Source organism: Mycobacterium sp. RTGN4 (assembly GCF_033804635.1).
In the GTDB taxonomy this organism is placed as follows: domain Bacteria; phylum Actinomycetota; class Actinomycetes; order Mycobacteriales; family Mycobacteriaceae; genus Mycobacterium.
Genome location: NZ_JAPZLB010000001.1, coordinates 783596 through 800200, shown reverse-complemented (window position 1 = coordinate 800200; position 16605 = coordinate 783596). Strand labels below are relative to the sequence as shown.

General features: G+C 67.3%; 15 protein-coding genes. 10 read left to right on the top strand and 5 right to left on the bottom strand.

Features of this window, described 5'->3' with window-relative positions; genetic code table 11:
* Positions 1-43: 43 nt before the first annotated feature.
* Together SLQ30_RS03895 and SLQ30_RS03890 are read left to right on the top strand one after the other, a co-directional pair.
* The gene (locus SLQ30_RS03895) at positions 44-1252 is read left to right on the top strand and encodes a CoA transferase (RefSeq protein ID WP_319445504.1); all 1209 of its coding nucleotides are present in this window, start codon (positions 44-46) and stop codon (positions 1250-1252) included.
* Complete coding sequence (locus tag SLQ30_RS03890; protein ID WP_319445503.1) at positions 1249-2064, top strand: acyl-CoA thioesterase; 816 nt, start codon at positions 1249-1251, stop codon at positions 2062-2064. The genes SLQ30_RS03895 and SLQ30_RS03890 overlap by 4 nt, the downstream gene beginning before the upstream one ends.
* Here the strand turns inward: SLQ30_RS03890 and SLQ30_RS03885 are convergent.
* Genes SLQ30_RS03885 through SLQ30_RS03870 form a run of 4 tightly spaced genes read right to left on the bottom strand, consistent with a single transcriptional unit; the run spans position 2033 to position 8198 of the window.
* Positions 2033-4525, bottom strand: a complete 2493-nt coding sequence (locus tag SLQ30_RS03885; protein ID WP_319445502.1) for an AMP-binding protein — start codon at positions 4523-4525, stop codon at positions 2033-2035. The two genes, SLQ30_RS03890 and SLQ30_RS03885, sit on opposite strands and share 32 nt — an antisense overlap.
* Positions 4525-5583, bottom strand: a complete 1059-nt coding sequence (locus tag SLQ30_RS03880; RefSeq protein WP_319445501.1) for an ABC transporter ATP-binding protein — start codon at positions 5581-5583, stop codon at positions 4525-4527. The genes SLQ30_RS03885 and SLQ30_RS03880 overlap by 1 nt, the downstream gene beginning before the upstream one ends.
* Positions 5580-7169, bottom strand: a complete 1590-nt coding sequence (locus SLQ30_RS03875; RefSeq protein WP_413467906.1) for an ABC transporter permease — start codon at positions 7167-7169, stop codon at positions 5580-5582. The genes SLQ30_RS03880 and SLQ30_RS03875 overlap by 4 nt, the downstream gene beginning before the upstream one ends.
* Entirely contained in the window at positions 7170-8198 is a 1029-nt protein-coding gene (locus tag SLQ30_RS03870; protein ID WP_319445500.1) for an iron ABC transporter substrate-binding protein, read from the bottom strand.
* Positions 8199-8397: 199 nt separating this feature from the next.
* Between SLQ30_RS03870 and SLQ30_RS03865 the strand changes: the two genes are divergently transcribed.
* The 7 genes from SLQ30_RS03865 to SLQ30_RS03835 all read left to right on the top strand — a co-directional run bounded on the left by SLQ30_RS03865 (position 8398) and on the right by SLQ30_RS03835 (position 14898).
* Positions 8398-8784, top strand: a complete 387-nt coding sequence (locus SLQ30_RS03865; protein WP_319445499.1) for a heme-binding protein — start codon at positions 8398-8400, stop codon at positions 8782-8784.
* Between the two features lie 189 nt (positions 8785-8973).
* Positions 8974-9660 (top strand): DUF732 domain-containing protein, encoded by a 687-nt coding sequence (locus tag SLQ30_RS03860; protein WP_319445498.1) that lies wholly within the window; start codon positions 8974-8976, stop codon positions 9658-9660.
* 121 nt (positions 9661-9781) lie between these two features.
* Positions 9782-10150 (top strand): YraN family protein, encoded by a 369-nt coding sequence (locus tag SLQ30_RS03855; protein WP_319445497.1) that lies wholly within the window; start codon positions 9782-9784, stop codon positions 10148-10150.
* Entirely contained in the window at positions 10150-11661 is a 1512-nt protein-coding gene (locus tag SLQ30_RS03850; RefSeq protein ID WP_319445496.1) for a YifB family Mg chelatase-like AAA ATPase, read from the top strand. Before SLQ30_RS03855 ends, SLQ30_RS03850 begins: the two co-directional genes overlap by 1 nt.
* On the top strand, positions 11658-12782 hold the full coding sequence (gene dprA, locus SLQ30_RS03845) for a DNA-processing protein DprA (protein ID WP_319445495.1): 1125 nt from the start codon (positions 11658-11660) through the stop codon (positions 12780-12782). The genes SLQ30_RS03850 and dprA overlap by 4 nt, the downstream gene beginning before the upstream one ends.
* Positions 12783-12862: 80 nt before the next feature.
* Positions 12863-13714 carry a siderophore-interacting protein gene (locus tag SLQ30_RS03840; protein WP_319445494.1) on the top strand — a complete coding sequence of 284 codons (852 nt, stop codon included), beginning with the start codon at positions 12863-12865 and terminating at the stop codon, positions 13712-13714.
* A 23-nt stretch (positions 13715-13737) separates the two neighbouring features.
* Positions 13738-14898 (top strand): lactate 2-monooxygenase, encoded by a 1161-nt coding sequence (locus SLQ30_RS03835; protein ID WP_319445493.1) that lies wholly within the window; start codon positions 13738-13740, stop codon positions 14896-14898.
* Here SLQ30_RS03835 and SLQ30_RS03830 read toward each other — a convergent pair whose 3' ends face one another.
* Positions 14899-15516, bottom strand: a complete 618-nt coding sequence (locus SLQ30_RS03830) for a GIY-YIG nuclease family protein (RefSeq protein WP_319445492.1) — start codon at positions 15514-15516, stop codon at positions 14899-14901.
* A gap of 185 nt (positions 15517-15701) precedes the next feature.
* On the opposite strand from SLQ30_RS03830, the gene SLQ30_RS03825 reads away from it, so the two are divergent.
* Entirely contained in the window at positions 15702-16604 is a 903-nt protein-coding gene (locus SLQ30_RS03825; RefSeq protein ID WP_319445604.1) for a tyrosine recombinase XerC, read from the top strand.
* The last annotated feature ends 1 nt before the right edge of the window (position 16605 follow it).

Sequence of the window (16605 nt, the reverse complement as noted above, 5' to 3'; positions counted from 1 at the left end):
GGGGGGCCGGTGCGGGCTTTCGCGCGACCAATATCGTGTCCTGGTGACGACAACCGAACGACCAGATGCGACCCGACCGCTAGCGGGGGTGCGCATCATCGAGCTCTCGAGCTTCGTGGCGGTCCCGTTGGCGGGTATGACGCTCGCGCAGTTGGGGGCCGAGGTCATCCGCGTCGATCCGGTCGGTGGCGCTGCCGACTACCGGCGCTGGCCCGTCACCGACAGCGGGGACAGCATCTACTGGGCGGGGCTCAACAAGGGCAAACGCTCGGCTGCCGTCGACGTGCGGGCTGACCAGGGGCAACAGCTGATTCAACGACTCATCGCCGAAAGCGGTGTACTCATCACGAATGTTGCTGGACGCCAATGGCATTCATACGAGACGCTGGTCGCCATGCGACCCGACCTCATTCACGTGGAGGTATCCGGGCGAGCCGACGGCGGTACCGGCGTCGACTACACGGTCAACGCGGGTCTCGGCTTTCCGCTCGTCACCGGGCCTGCCGGTCTCGACGTCCCCGTCAACCACGTGCTGCCGGCCTGGGACGTGGCGTGCGGCATCTACGTCGCGCTCGCCGTCACTGCGGCGCTGCGGCACCGCGACGCCACCGGGCAGGGGCAACGGGTCAGCATTCCGTTGGAGAACGTAGCGCTGGCGACGGCAGGCAATCTGAGCTTTCTCACCGAGGTCATGGTGAATGGCACGCCGCGGGAACGGATCGGCAACTCGATCTTCGGCCAGTACGGCCAGCAGTTCAGCAGCGCCGATGGGGCGGCCTTCATGATCGTGGCGCTCACCGGCAGGCACTTCCGGGATCTGACCGAGGTAACCGGAACCGCGAAAGCAGTTGTCGCACTTGGTGAGGCGCTGGAAGCGGACTTCACCGACGAGGGCGACCGGTATCGCCACCGCGACGCGCTCACCGGGCTGTTCACGGTGTGGTTCACCAGCCACGGCGCCGACGAGGTGGCGGCCGCACTGTCGGCGACGTCCATTCTCTGGGAGCGCTACCGCAACTTCTCCGAGGTCGTGACCGATCCGAAGGTGACGGACAACCCGCTGTTCACCACCCTGGATCAGCCGCGAATCGGTGAATACCTGGCACCGGGGCTGCCCATGTCGATCGACGGCACGTACCCCAGGGCAGTGGCCGCGCCTACGCTCGGCGACCATACCGCCGACGTGCTGGGGGAGCTTGGACTGTCTGAGGACGAGCTCGCCGTGCTCTTCGAATCGGGGACGGTGGCGTGAGCGTCCTCCTTGGGTTGCTCGACGTGGCGCCAGGTTCAGACGAGCACACCTGGTTGGGTGCGGCGAGCGGCCCAGAAGGCAAGCGCGCCTTCGGAGGTCAGTTCATGGCGCAGAGCCTGGCCGCGGCCTGCCGAAACGTCGATCCGGCCAAGGCGCCGGTCAACATGCACCTGCAGTTCCTGCGTGGGGGTGCGGCAGACGCCCCGGTCGAGTACACGGTCGAATCGGTCTTCGACGGACGTACGGCCGCCGCACGCCGGGTGGATTCCCGCCAGGACGGTCGGCTGCTGACGACGGCCAGTGTGTCGTTTTCGGCCGCGCTCGCAGGCCCGGAGCACGGATCCCGCACGTCGCTGCCGGGGGACCCGAGCACGCTCGCCCAGACCGGGCCAGCGGGACCCGCGCCGTCGATGCCGTTGGAGGAACTCGACATCCGCTTCACCGACGACCGCTCCGATGGCGAGTTCGTCCGTCGGCTCTGGTGGCGGGTCAAGGTGCCGGTGCCCGACGAGCCGTTGCTGCACACCATCATCGCCGCCTATGTCACCGACGTGTACATGATCGACCCGGCCCTACAGGTGCACGGTCATTCGATGAAGGCCCGGACCCACCGCAGCGGAACCACGGATTCTTCGATGTGGTTCCACCGCCCGATACGGGCCGATCAGTGGAATCTGTTGGAGACCAGGTCCCCGGCGGCGGCGCGCGGACGCGGTGTCATCACGGGGAGTCTCGTCGGTGGTGACGGGCTCATCGCCGCCACCCTTGTGCAGGAGGGGCTCATCGCGGAACGGGAGCCGTCGCAAGGCTGACGGTCTGCAACCGCCGATCTCGAATTCGTCTGCGCCCCATCGTCAGCAGCTGGGTGAGCACCACGCCGACGGCGACCGAGGCGGCGACGCCGATCGCCTTGTGCGGGCCGAACAGCGGATACACCTGATAGTGCACGAGGTAGATGAAGAGCGACGCCTCGGCGACCGTGCCTGCAGCGACGGTGAGTGCCGCGGGGCAGCGCAGCGCGGGTAGCCAGCTCAACAGTGTCAGTCCGGCGAACACCAACAGCTCCCGCTGCGGGTTGCCGAAGTACCCGAACACGGCGACGGCGAGCACCACCGTTACGGCCGCGCGCTGCCACGCGCTCGTCGCCTTGGCCGCGACCCAACCGACGGCGAAGAACCAGAAGGCGAGCACCGTGAACCAGGCGTCCCTGCCCAGTCCGAACCCGAAGACGTCATAGCGCAGCGCGAGCCCAAACACAAGGAAGGCCACCGCGAATCCGAACGGCCATTGCCGCTCAAGCCGATCGGAGCTGGGCAGCCACAACACGGCCGCGAGTGCGACGAGGATCCACACCACCACCTCGACGAACCACAACCGTCCGGCCGTCATGCTGTCGCTCGGCCCGAGGAACTTGTTGGCCAACAGAAGATTGGTGCTGGTGTAGTCATCGGTGACGAGTAGCGCGAACGCAACCCACAACACCGAGGGGATCGCGATCCAACCAATTGTGCTGCACAGGTGGCGGACGCGGTCCCGCCGCGGCAGCGGGGTGAGGCAGAACCGGCCGAAGTTGTATCCGGCGATACCGAGCAGCACGTGCGCGCCGCCCCAGAGCGCGTACAGCTCGGCGTGCGAGACGACGACGAACACGATGGCGATGGCGCGCAACGCCACGCTTGTCTCCAGCGTCGCGCCCCACCACCGCCGCGGTCTTCGTGTGGCCCGTAACTCGCGCAACGGCATTCGGGGCCAGTCTGCGGGTAGGTGACCGATGGCTCGTTCGAGCCGCACCGACATGGTGACGTATGACAGGGAGTTGCCGCCGAGATCGACGAAACTGCACTCGGGGTCGATGGTCGCGGGATCGAGGTGCAACACGTCGGCGAACAGGGCAGGTAAGTCGAGGGGTTCGGGGGCCGCGGTCTCCGCCTCGCGGACGGCGTCGCGCACGGCCTGGTAATCGGGCTTTCCCGTTGACAGCAGCGGGATTGCGTCCACGTCGACGACCCGGACGGCGGCGCCGGGCAGCCCGGAGGCCGACGTGACGGCACCGTGCACGTCGCAGCCGTCTGGCCGGTGCGCCGCCGCAACCGCAAGCCGCCCGTCGTAGTCGGTGCAGAGCACGGTGACGCCGCGCTCGCTCAAGGCTTCCTCGATGCGCTGCAGGTCGATGCGCAATCCGTACATCTTGACGAACCGGTCGCTTCGCGCCAGCACTTCGTAGAGCCCGTTGGGGTGTCGCAGCGCGATGTCGCCGGTGCGTAGCGCGTCGACCGTGCACCCGAGGGCAAGGTCGCGCGGGTCGTTCGCGTAACCCATCATGACGTTGGGCCCGCGGTACATCAGCTCGCCGACGTGCGCGCCGGCGCCGATGGAATCGGTTGCGTCGATCTCGAACGCACCACCGGGTATCGGAATGCCGATGCAGTTCGGATGATCCAGCGCGAGTTCGGTTGGAAGATAAGCCATTCTGGCCGTCGCCTCGGTGGCCCCGTACATGACGACGAGGTCCCAACCGTGCCGTCTGCCCATGGCGGCGAAATGGCGGACCCGTGCGGGGGCCAGCCGGCCACCGGCTTGGGTGACGTAGCGCAGGTCCGGCACGGTCGATCCGTCGAATCCGATGCGGTCGAGCAGTTCGAACGTGTGTGGTACGCCGGCAAACGTAGTTCCGCGCTGGCGGCCGAACGACTCCCAGAACTGGTCGTCGACGACGGAGCGGTCGGTCAGGATCAGTCCGGCACCTCGGAGCAGATGGCTGTGAATCACCGACAGTCCGTAGCAGTACGACATCGGCAATGTCGTTGCGGCCCGGTCAGTTTGGCTGATGTCGAGATACTGAGCGATGGACTCGGCGTTCGCGCCCAGGTTGCCCTTCGACAAACGCACCAGCTTCGGCGACCCGGTGCTGCCGGACGTGGACAACAGCAGTGCAAGCTCGTGTTGCATGCGCCTGCCCGGACCGGGTCGGTGTGTGATCGACCCATCGCGCACGATGACGTCAGGAGCGTAGGTGCGGATCACCGTTTCGTGGTTGCCGCCAGCGGGCAGTGGCATCACGACATGGTGAGCCGCGAGCGCGCCGAGATAGGCGACCAAGGTACTCAGTTCGTTGCGGGTCTCGATGAGCACCAACCGGCGATCAGCGCCGAGATCGGCTGCGACCGAGGCGGTCTCGTCGGCAAGTTCGCGATAGGTCAGCGTGCGTTCGTCGGTCAGCACGGCCACGCGCTCGCCATGTGATGCGAGGTGTCGCACCAGGCCGTCGAACATCAGGCCGGGGAATCCATGTCGAGCACTACGGCAGCACCGATCACGTCAAGGCGGACCTTGGCGTCGACGGCAGGCGGGTCGACGCTGTGTTGGCGGACGACGATCGGTGCGGAATCGCCGCCTGGATCGATGGTGAGCAAGACGTCGTGTCCGCGGAACTCAGAGCCGAGCACCGTTGCGACACTGCCGCCGTGCTCGTCGTCCGACACTGCGGTCGCGAAGATCTGCTCGGGTCGCAGCATCAGGGTGGCCGGTCCGGCGGCGGCTGGTTCACGCACCGGGATGCGACCGACCGCGCAGTCGGCGACACCGTCGCTCACCGTGCACGGCAGCAGCACGCAGTCGCCGAGGAACTCGGCGGTGAACCTGTCACCCGGGTGAAGGTAAACCCGTTGCGGGGTACCGACGTTGGTGAATCGACCAGCGCGCATGACGGCCACCTGATCGGCGATCGACAGGGCCTCTTCCTGGTCGTGGGTCACCAGCAGCGTCGTCACCCCCGCATCGGTGAGCAACTGTGCGACGGCCTTGCGGGTCGACGCGCGCAGGCCGGCGTCCAATGCGCTGAACGGTTCGTCGAGCAACATGAGCACCGGACTGCGGGCGAGTGCCCTGGCGAGTGCCACGCGCTGCTGCTGACCTCCGGAGAGTTCGTGTGGGCGGCGCTGCGCGTATGACTCGTCGAGCGACACCGTCTCGAGGAGCTCGACGACCCGGGCACGGTTCGCGGCGACGCTACCCGAAAGGCCGTATGCGATATTCCTTCCGACACTCAGGTGGGGGAACAGCGCTCCGTCCTGGGCGACGTAACCGATGTCGCGCCGGTGGGCGGGCACCGATGCGCCGGCGCCGGCCACTCGTCGTCCCGCGACGGCAACCGTTCCGGCATCGGGTGTTTCGAATCCCGCGACGATTCGTAGCAGTGTGGTCTTGCCGCATCCGGACGCGCCGACGATCGCCGTGAGGGAGCCCGCGGTCAGGGTCAGGTCGACGTCGTTGAGCACGCGGTGGCCACCGAAGGACTTCGCGATGCCGGATAGCTCGAGGATCGGGCTCACAGGGCGGCCGCCCGCGTGGCCTGCCGATACAACACCAGTGTGACGGGCACTGTCAGCAACACAAGCAGCAGTGCGTAGGGCGCTGCCGCCGCATAGTCGAGCTCGCTGCTCAAGGACCAGAAGCGCATCGCCAGTGTGCGGGTACCGGTGGGTGCAAGCAACAGCGTCGCGGTCAATTCCGTTGCCACCCCGACGAATACCAAGGACGCGCCTGCTGCCGCGGCCGGCGCGGTCAGCCGAAGGGTGACGCGTATGAACGTTTGAGTGGGCGACCTACCGAGCGACCGGGAGGCTTCCTCGAGTCCGACCTGCACCTGGGCCAGCCCCGACCGCACGTTCACCATGGCGCGGGGCATGAACAGTAATACGTAGGCGAACAGCACCAGGTTCACCGTCTGGTACATCGAGGGAAGCGCACGGATGGCAACGGTGATCAGCGCAAGTGCGGTAACGATTCCGGGGATCGAACTGGTGACGAAGTTACTGCCTTCGACGACGCGGGCGAGGAAGCCACTGAACCGCACCGCGATCCAGGCGAACGGGAAGGCCAACACCGTGGTGACGAGTGCCGCCATAGCGGCCAGCGCCACGGTCTGAAGCACTGATGGCACGATGTCGCCGAAGTCCCACACCTGCGTGCCACCGATCCACAGCCAGCGCAGCACGGTCCAGGCCGGGACGCCGAGGGCGAGCGCGGTCAGCAGCGCGAGGACGCCCACGGCGGGAATCGACTTGGTACCCAGGTGATGCGGGGCCGCTACGCGTTGCGTTCCCGAGCCGATTCTGGCGAACCGCGCGTTGCCCCGCGCCGCCGCCTCGGCCACCAGCAGGACCAGACACAGCATCACCAGCACGGCGGCGAGGGTGCTGCCCGCCGCGCCGTTGAACGTGGCTTGAAACTGTTCGAATATCGCGGTCGTGAACGTGGAGAAACGCAGCATCGCGAAGGCGCCGTACTCGGCGAGCAGATGTACGCCGATGAGCAGGCCGCCGCCGAGGATCGCCAGTCGGAGCTGCGGCAGCACTACGCGGAAGACGACGGCGACCGGGCCGGAGCCCAGCGAGCGCGCGGATTCCTCGATGGCGGGGTCGAGTCGCCGCAGGGTGGCTGCGGCAGGCACGTACACGAACGGAAAGTAGGACAACGCCGACACCAACACGCCCGCCCAGAAACCATGCAGCGTCGGGACCACACTTACCCACGCATAACTGTTGACGAATGCGGGCACGGCCAGCGGCGCCACGAACAACGGCCGCCACCAGGCTCGGCCCGGAATGTCGGTGCACTCCACGAGCCATGCGACGCCAACCCCGAGCACGACGCATATCGGCACCGTGACCACCACCAGGCCGACGGTGTTGACGAGTAGTTCGCCGACCAGTGGCCGCACGACCAGTTCGTAGACCCGGCTTGGCCCGATGGACGCCACCGACCACGCGATGTATCCGAGCGGAATGAAGGTGGCGGCGACCAGAATCGCGACGACTCCGCCGAGCACCGGCCCTGGGTGGGGGCGCGCACCTGGCGCGGCGGTGCCCGGCTCGGGCTGGACTCCGGAATGGTCGAGAGCCTCGGTGAGTACCACCTACAGCAGGCCCGCCTTCGTCATCAGGTCGGTGACCTTCGCCGCATCGAGGTCCGACGGGTTGACCTTCGGTGCCTGCAGTTGGTCGAGCGGAACCAGGGCCGGGTTCGACGGCACTCCGCTGCCGACGGCGTACTCGAACGAGTCACCGTTCTCGAGCACTTCCTGGCCGGCCTTGCCGGTGACGAACTTCAGGAACTTCTGCGCCTGGTCCTTCTTCTTGCTGGAGTTAAGGATGCCGCCGCCGGAGATGGACACGAACGCACCGGGATCCTCGTTGCGGAAGTAGTGCAGCTTCGTGTTGGCACTCAGCTCCTTGGTCTTGGCCTGGTCGCGGAACCAGTAGTAGTGATAGATGACGCCGCCGTCGACCTGGCCACCGTTCACGGCCTTGAGGGTGGCGATGTTGTCTTGGAAGGCAACGGCATTGGTCTTCATCGCGGCCAGCCACTTCGCCGTTGCGGGTTCGCCGGTCAGCTGGAGGATCGCGGCGACGATGGCCTGGAAGTCGGGTTTTGGCGGCGGCGCGCCCCAGCGGCCCTTCCACTCCGGCTGCTCGAGATCCATGATCGACTTTGGCAGCTGCGCCTCGGTGAGCTTGGTCGTGTTGTAGACGAACACCGTGCTGCGTGCGGCGACGCCGGTCCACTTGCCGGTGGTGGGACGGTACTGCGCCGGGACCTGCGCCATGGTGTCCTGGTCGAGGTCGGCGAACAGGCCGGCCTTCTCGACCGCGGCCATCGCAGGGGAGTTCTCGGTCAGGAATACGTCGGCAGGCGAGGCGGCGCCCTCGGCGATCAGCTGGTTGCCTAGCTCGGTGTCGCCGCCCTGGCGGTAGGTGACCTTGATACCGGTCTCCTTGGTGAACGCGTCGATCCACTCCTTGGCCAGCGACTCGTGCTGGGCGTTGTAGATCAGCAGTTCGTCCGACTGGTCCGAGGAGGATGAGCAGGCGGTCAGGGCTGCCGCGAGTGCGAGCACGGAACCCAGGACGGCCAACCGGCTCCGGCCCGATCGCTTCAGTCGCATCACGGACTTCCTTTCGACGCAGTACGGCTAAGTGTCGGCTAAGTGAGGGTTGCCTAAATGAACATACCGGTGACGGTGCTTGGGCCTGGCTTCACGGTCGATGTGATCAGCCAGACGTGAATCGGCTCGTCCACCTAGGCTGGACGTCGACTGTGGGTTCAGCTAAGCGACCCACTCGAATTCTTGAGGGATCACGCCAATGAAACTGTTCGAAACGTCTGCCCGTCGCCGCGTCTTCGGGGTAGCTGCCGCGTCCGCGCTCGCCGCGCTCGCCCTTGGCGTCGCGCCTCCGTCCGCCAACGCCGCTCCATGTGCGGCCAGCGGGCTGGCGACCACCGCGAGCGGGGTACTGGCCGACGCCGGTGGTTACCTGGATGCGCACCCCGGCGCGAACGACGTCTTGACGGCTGCCGCCAATCAGCCGCCCGACGAGGCACGGTCCAACGTGCGGGGCTACTTCACCGCCCACCCCGGCGAATTCCTCGACCTGCAACGCATCACACAACCGTTGAAGGATCTTCGCAGCCAGTGCGGAATCGCCATCTCGCCCACTCAGCTCGCGTCGCTGTTCGAAGCCTTGTCTTGACGCCAACGCCGCGGCGCGGAAACCGGTGAGAATCGCACCCGAGCCTCACAGACACGCCTAGCGAAACGCATAGGTTCCGAATGGTGATCTGATCGTGTTGTAAATGTGACTCCTGTACCCGAACGTTACCAAAGTGAAATTTGTGCTTGATGGTGAGCATGAGCCGTCTGGGAACACGGGAGTACACACATGACGACAGTGACGTTCCATCGCCGCACGAAATCGACGGGTCGCATCAGACCGAAGACCGGCCGAACCGGGGTGAACGCGGTGGACGTCATCGCCGCGTCCGTCATCGTGATCCGACCGGTGTGCGTGTCCGTTGCGCTGATTGCCGCGTTCGTGATGTGGCCTGGTCGAGCGCACGCCGACCCTAACGATTCGGGCTCGGTGCTCAACGACGTCGGCATCGGCAACAACGGTGCGATCAGCTCGGCCATCGCTGAGGTCGGTACGTCGATCTGCCCGATGCTCGTGCAGCCGGGCAGCAATTTCGCCAGCAGCGCCGCACAGATGAGCGGCAACGGTGGGCTGGCCGCGCCGATCGCCGGTTGGGTGGTCGGCGCTGCGATCCAAAGCCAATGCCCCGCGTTCATGACCAAGCTGGCCAACGGAGATCTCTCGGATCTGTCGATGCTGACCGGAGGAGGCAACCCTGCGCCGACGCCGTTCGGGCTCCCTGGGGCGAATCCGCTGGTGCCCAGCGCACTTGGGCTCCCTGGGATGGGTGCCCCCGCACCGAGTCCGCTCGCCCCGCCGGGGCTGACCATGCCGGGAGTCAACCCGCCTGCGCCGAGTCCGACTGGGCTGCCGGGGCTGACTATGCCGGGAGCCAATCCGCCTGCGCCGAGTCCGTTTGGGGTGCCCCGGCTTTGAGCGGACGGCAGCGTGTCGCGCTGCCTCGTTGTGGATCGCCTCGTTGTGGATGAAGTCGCAACTGTGGATGGCGCGGTGAGTGCGCCGCTGAGATGTCGGCAGTGCCCGACATGGTGGCCGCATGGAAGCGATGTCCCGCGCCGAACTAGGCGCATTGGGTGAACAACTCGCGGTCGACTACCTGACCGCCGCGGGGCTGCGGGTGATCGAACGCAATTGGCGATGCCGCTACGGGGAGCTCGACGTGATCGCCGTCGATCCTGCCGCGCGCGTGGTGGTGTTCGTCGAAGTGAAGACGCGTACCACCGACCTGTTCGGCGGCGTGGCCGAGGCCGTCACCGCGCAGAAGGTGCGCAGGCTCCGTCGACTCGCGGCGCTCTGGCTGGCCGGCCAGGACGAGCGCTGGGCGCAGGTGCGCATCGACGTCGTGGGCGTGCGAATCGGACGACGACGTACTCCCGAACTCACCCACGTTCAGGGGGTGGGGTGATGGCGCTGGGACGGGCGTTCTCGGTGGCCGTGCGGGGTTTGGACGCCGACCTGGTGGAAATCGAGGCCGACATTGCATCGGGTCTGCCGGGCGTGCACCTGGTCGGGCTCCCCGACGCGGCGTTACAAGAGTCGCGCGACCGCGTGCGCGCAGCAATTACCAACTGCGGCAACAGTTGGCCGATGGCGCGGTTGACGCTCGCGCTTTCCCCGGCCACCTTGCCCAAGGTCGGTTCCGTCTATGACATGGCGCTGGCCGTTGCCGTGCTTTCGGCAGACCTCAAGCGGAGTTGGCCGCGACTCGAAAAGGCCGTGCTGCTTGGGGAACTCGCCCTCGATGGCCGAGTGCGACCCGTCAGAGGAGTGCTGCCTGCGGTGTTGGCGGCCAAGCGGGAGGGGTGGCCCGCGGTGGTCGTGCCCATCGAGAACCTGGCCGAAGCCAGCCTGATCGACGGCATCGAGGTGTGGGGTGTCCGGACATTGCGGCAACTGCAGGCGTGGTTGGAGGGGAAGGCTGAACTCCAGCCGGCGGCCACTACGGCATCGCCGGAGTCGGACACGACAGCCGAACTCGCCGACGTCGTCGGGCAGGCTCAGGCCCGCTTCGCCGTCGAGGTTGCGGCGGCAGGTGCGCACCACCTGATGCTGACCGGTCCGCCGGGGATCGGCAAAACCATGCTGGCCCAGCGACTTCCAGGCCTATTGCCTCCGTTGACGCCCGATGAGGCGCTGGAGGTCACCGCGATCCACTCGGTGGCCGGCCTGCTGTCGAATGACTCGCCGCTGATTACTCGGCCGCCCTTCGTGGCGCCGCACCACACCTCGAGCGTTGCCGCCCTAGTCGGTGGCGGGTCGGGAATGGCCAGGCCCGGCGCCATCAGTCGTGCCCATCGCGGAGTCTTGTTTCTCGACGAGTGTGCCGAGTTCGGTGCCAGCGCGCTTGAGGCATTGCGAACTCCCTTGGAGGACGGTGAGATTCGGCTCGCTCGACGTGACGGAGTGGCGCGCTATCCCGCGCGGTTTCAACTCGTGCTCGCTGCCAACCCGTGTCCGTGCGCCCCGGCGGATCCCAGGGATTGCATGTGTGCGGCTGCGGCCAAGCGTCGGTATCTCGGCAAGCTCTCGGGTCCATTGCTCGACCGCGTAGACGTGCGGGTGGAAATGCACCCGATCCGATCCGGCGCCATGACCGCCGGGGGCGGGGAGTCCACCGCGACGGTTCGTGCCCGCGTGGCCGCCGCGCGGCAGGCGGCGGCGGTCCGCTGGATGCCATACGGGGTTCGCACCAACGCCGAGGTGAGTGGTGCGCTGCTGCGCAGGCGATTCCGTCCACCGCATGACGTCATGGCGCCGCTGCGGACGGCGCTCGATCGCGGAGTGTTGAGCATCAGGGGCGTCGATCGGACGTTGCGCGTCGCCTGGAGCCTTGGCGACTTGGCCGGACGTGTCATGCCGAATCTGGACGACGTCACCACCGCGCTGAGTTTCCGCCAGGCCGGAGCTGCGCGATGAACGCTAACGAACTTCGGGCATGGGCCTATCTGTCCAGAGTTGCCGAACCGCCCTGCCCGGAATTGGCGGCGTTGGTAGATGAGGACGGTGCCGTCGAAGCCGCTGTCCGCGTCAAGCGTGCGGACGTCGGTAAGGAACTTCTGCTTCGAACCGAAGCGCGGCGGGACATCGATTGTGCAGCAGATGATCTCGCAATTCTGGCCCGACTGGGCGGACGGCTGATCGTCCAGGGGGACGAGGAATGGCCTGAGGCGTCGTTCACCTCCTTCACCGGCCCGGGTGTAAGGAACCGGCCCGCGGGGCACGCGCCGCTGGTGTTGTGGGCGGTTGGTCCCGAGCGGTTGTCCGACGTGGCAGAGCGCAGTTGCGCGCTGGTCGGCACCAGGGCGGCGACGGCATACGGCGAGCATGTCACGGCCGACCTCGCGGCCGGGCTGGCAGAACGCGACGTGGCGGTGGTGTCCGGCGGCGCCTACGGGATAGACGGTGCGGCCCACCGGGCCGCGCTTGCCACCGACGGGCTCACGATGGCCGTGCTCGCCGGAGGCATAGACGTGCCCTATCCGTCCGGGCATTCCGCGCTGTTGCACCGCATCGGCAGGGACGGATTGGTCATCAGCGAATACCCACCGGGCATCCGCCCGGCCCGATATCGATTCCTCACCCGAAATCGCCTGGTCGCAGTGCTGGGCGGGGCGACGGTCGTCGTGGAGGCGGGGTTGCGCAGCGGGGCGGCCAACACCGCCTCCTGGGCGGAGTCACTGGGCCGACCGGTCTGTGCGGTTCCCGGACCGGTGACCTCGTCGGCCTCCGCTGGTTGTCACGTGTTGCTGCGCAACCATGCCCACCTGGTCACCCGGGCCGCCGAGATCGTCGAATTGGTCGGCCGCATCGGCGAACTCGCGGACGAACCCGGTCGGCCCGGCACGCCGCTGGACGGGCTGTCGGCCGCCGAACTCTGTGTCTACGACGCATTGCCGAGCCGCGGCGCGCGGTCGGTCGATCAGGTGGCGGTCGCGGCGGGATTGGCGCCCACGCAGGTGTTGGGTCCGTTGGCCACGTTGGAGTTGGCCGGGCTCGTGGTGCGCGCGGATGGCCTGTGGAAACTCGCCAGGAGATAGGGGCAGGGAACGGTAGCGAGCCGCCGGGTGCGGACCGCTCGTATAGTCGGTGAGATCGCCAACGATCCAAGGAGGTGCGCGTGGCAGGACGTCCGGTCCACACGTTCGAGGTGATCCGCAGCGAACAGCTGACCCCACACATGATTCGGGTCGTGCTGGGCGGCAGCGGTTTCGACACGTTCACGCCCAACGACTTCACCGACGCCTACGTCAAGATCGCGATCGTGCGTGACGACGTCGACGTCGACGCGTTGCCTCATCCGCTCACCCTCGACAGCTTCAACGAACTGCCCGAGGAGCACCGGCCCGTCGTCCGGACCTACACCGTCCGCCACACCGATGTCGACCGTCGGGAGCTCTCCATCGACTTCGTGGTGCACGGCGAACAGGGCGTCGCCGGACCGTGGGCGGCGTCGGTCAAGCCGGGTCAACCCGCATACCTGATGGGCCCCAGCGGCGCCTACGCGCCGGATCCCGCCGCCGATTGGCATCTGTTGGCTGCCGACGAGGCCGGGCTGCCTGCACTCAGTGCGGCACTGGAAGCGTTGCCGCCCAACGCGATTGGGCGAGCATTCATAGAGGTCAGTGGGCCCGAAGGCGAGCTCCCAATCGTCGCGCCCGATGGTGTGGAGGTGCGCTGGATCTACCGGGGCGGCCGCGCCGACCTGGTGCCAGAAGACCTTGCCGGTGACTTCGCGCCCATCATCGCGGAGGTCAAGGAGGCGCAATGGCTTCCCGGGCAGGTCCAGGTCTTCATCCACGGAGAAGCCCAGACCGTCATGCACAGCTTGCGTTCCTACATCCGCAAGGAACGCGGTGTCGAGGCCAAGTGGGCGTCCATCTCCGGGTACTGGCGCCGCGGTCGTACCGAGGAGACCTTCCGCCAGTGGAAGGCCGAACTCGCCAAGGCGGAGGCAGCCCCCGGCGCCTGAGCCGGGGCTGGCACGCTTAGCTCATGGCGTTCGGCGACTATCAACTCGAGATCTACCTGCAAGGCCTGTCCGGCATCCTGCCGTCGTACCCGATGGCGTTCGCCGAGTTGGAGGCCAAGGCCCAGGCCGCGATGCCGTCCTCGGTGTGGTCCTACGTGGCGGGCGGGGCGGGCGACGAACGCACGCAGCGCGTCAACATCACCGCCTTCGAACAGTGGGGCCTGATGCCGCGCATGTTCGTCGGTGCGAAGGAGCGCGACCTCTCCGTCGAACTGTTTGGGCTGACGCTGCCGTCGCCGGTGTTCATGGCGCCGATCGGGGTCATGGGGATCTGCGCGCAAGACGGGCACGGCGACCTGCACGCGGCACAGGCGGCGGCGCGCACCGGTGTTCCGATGGTGGTCTCGACCCTGACCGCCGATCCACTCGAGGACGTCGCCGCCCAGTTCGGGGACACGCCCGGGTTCTTCCAGCTGTACACCCCGACCGACCGCGACCTGGCCGCCAGCCTGGTGCAGCGGGCCGAGGCGGCCGGGTTCAAGGGCATCGTCGTCACGCTCGACACCTGGGTGCCCGGGTGGCGGCCGCGTGACCTGACCACGTCGAACTTCCCCCAGCTACGCGGCAAGTGCCTGTCGAACTACACCAGCGATCCGGTGTTCCGTGCCGGGTTGGCGCAGTCGCCCGAGGAGAACCCGCAGGCGGCGATCCTGAAGTGGATATCGGTGTTCGGCAACTCGCTGTCGTGGGCCGACCTGCCGTGGCTGCGATCGCTGACCACGCTGCCGCTGCTGGTCAAGGGGATCCAGCACCCGGATGACGCGCGCCGGGCCATCGACGGCGGCGTCGACGGCATCTACTGCTCCAACCACGGCGGCCGCCAGGCCAACGGTGGCATCCCGGCGATCGACTGCCTGCCGGGCGTCGTCGAGGCCGCAGGCGCAGTGCCCGTGCTGTTCGACTCGGGCATCCGCAGCGGCGCCGACATCGTCAAGGCGCTCGCGTTGGGCGCCACGGCCGTCGGCATCGGCAGGCCGTACGCCTACGGCATGGCCCTTGGTGGCGCGGACGGAGCGGTGCACGTGCTGCGGTCGCTGCTCGCCGAGGCCGATCTCATCATGGGCATCGACGGCTACTCGTCGTTGAAAGAACTGACTCCAGATGCGATCAGGCGCGTGGGGTAGCTACCACTCCTTGAGCACGCGCAATTTGCTCGCGTTGACGGCGGCGTCGCGTCTGCGTCGCTTCAACTCGGCGTAGTAGGCGTTGCGCTTGTTGCCCTGGATGTTGAGCGGCAGGTCCAGTGCGGCGATCAGCTTTCCCTCGAAATGCCATGGCTCCCCTCGCACCATCCACGACACCAGCGTGTGTTCGGCCATCCACTGGGTGAGCACGGGCTCGCCGCCGGCGAACGTACTTCGCTCGCCTGAGCCGATCCGGCGCAGTTCGATGCCAAGCTCCTTGGCGAGCAGAACCCCCAGCGACTTGCGCAACGTCGAGCCCTCTGCGCTCGCATTGCCAGCACCGAAGTGATACCTGATGCGCTTGCGCAAGTCCTCGCTGACCGGCGGCTTCCCGCTCGCAGGCGGAGGCGTCGGACTGATCCCGACGTAGAGCAGCGTCAAACCGTCGCGCTGTTCGCAGCCCGAGACGTCGATCTCGCTGGGCAACGTACGGAACCACCAACCGAAGACACCCGGTTCGCTGGGCACCGGACACGGTTCACCGAACACTTGATCGCGCGTAAATCGTTGCGCATCAAGGAAACCCGCGATGGCCTTTTCGTCTCGTGCTTCTGACATACGCCCTCCCGCTGCCGTGCAGGGCGTGAAGCCTCGCGAAAGTCAGCCTAGCCGGTTGCGCACCGGTCGACCCCCGACCGCCGCTATCTCGCCTCGGTCTCGGTGCGGCCTCAGTCCGTCGACACGCCGGATTGCTCAAGCGCAAGCGCGGAATTGTCTGCGACGGTAGGGGAGTGACGGCCGCACTGGAGGTGGTGCTCGAGGAGTTCGACCAGTACCTGGAGCTACAGCGCGGCCGGTCCGAACACACCCGCCGCGCCTACCTCGGTGACCTGCGCTCGCTGTTCGGGTTTCTCGCCGAACGCGCGCCTAGCACTTCGCTGGCGGAGTTGTCCGTGCCGTTGTTGCGTTCGTGGTTGGCCGCTCAGGCGGGCGCCGGGGTGGCCCGCACGACGTTGGCGCGGCGCACCTCGGCGGTCAAGACCTTCACGGCCTGGGCCTCGCGCGGCGGCCTGATCGACGGTGATCCGGCGACGCGGCTACAGGTACCGAGGGCCCGTCGGACGTTGCCAGCGGTGCTGCGTCAGGATCAAGCGCTCGATGCCATGGATGCCGCCACTTCCGGTGCGCAGCAAGGTGATCCGCTTGCACATCGCGATCGGTTGATCGTCGAGTTGCTGTATGCGACCGGAATCCGTGTCAGTGAATTGTGCGGGCTCGACGTCGACGACGTTGACTCGTCCCGGCGGTTGTTGCGGGTGCTCGGCAAGGGCAACAAACAGCGCACCGTGCCCTTCGGTGAGCCTGGGCTGCGCGCACTGAACGCGTGGCTGGCCGATGGCAGGCCGGCATTGGCCACGGCGGACTCGGGGCCTGCGCTGCTGTTGGGTGCGCGTGGCAAGCGGCTGGACCCGCGCCAGGCCAGGACGGTGGTCCATCAGACGATGGCGGCAGTGGAAGGTGCGCCTGACATCGGACCGCACGGGCTTCGACATAGTGCGGCGACGCATCTGCTGGAAGGTGGCGCCGACCTGCGCGTGGTCCAGGAACTGCTCGGCCACTCGAGCCTTGCGACCACGCAGTTGTACACGCACGTGACCGTGGCCCGGCTGCGCGCCGTGCACGATCAGGCCCACCCGCGGGCCTAGT

Bases quoted from the DNA above. Each gene is read 5' to 3' on its own strand.
- SLQ30_RS03885 (WP_319445502.1), bottom strand. From the start codon at position 4,525: ATGTTCGACGGCCTGGTGCGACACCTCGCATCACATGGCGAGCGCGTG.
- SLQ30_RS03870 (WP_319445500.1), bottom strand. From the start codon at position 8,198: ATGCGACTGAAGCGATCGGGCCGGAGCCGGTTGGCCGTCCTGGGTTCC.
- SLQ30_RS03865 (WP_319445499.1), top strand. From the start codon at position 8,398: ATGAAACTGTTCGAAACGTCTGCCCGTCGCCGCGTCTTCGGGGTAGCT.
- SLQ30_RS03860 (WP_319445498.1), top strand. From the start codon at position 8,974: ATGACGACAGTGACGTTCCATCGCCGCACGAAATCGACGGGTCGCATC.
- SLQ30_RS03855 (WP_319445497.1), top strand. From the start codon at position 9,782: ATGGAAGCGATGTCCCGCGCCGAACTAGGCGCATTGGGTGAACAACTC.
- SLQ30_RS03850 (WP_319445496.1), top strand. From the start codon at position 10,150: ATGGCGCTGGGACGGGCGTTCTCGGTGGCCGTGCGGGGTTTGGACGCC.
- dprA (WP_319445495.1), top strand. From the start codon at position 11,658: ATGAACGCTAACGAACTTCGGGCATGGGCCTATCTGTCCAGAGTTGCC.
- SLQ30_RS03835 (WP_319445493.1), top strand. From the start codon at position 13,738: ATGGCGTTCGGCGACTATCAACTCGAGATCTACCTGCAAGGCCTGTCC.
- SLQ30_RS03830 (WP_319445492.1), bottom strand. From the start codon at position 15,516: ATGTCAGAAGCACGAGACGAAAAGGCCATCGCGGGTTTCCTTGATGCG.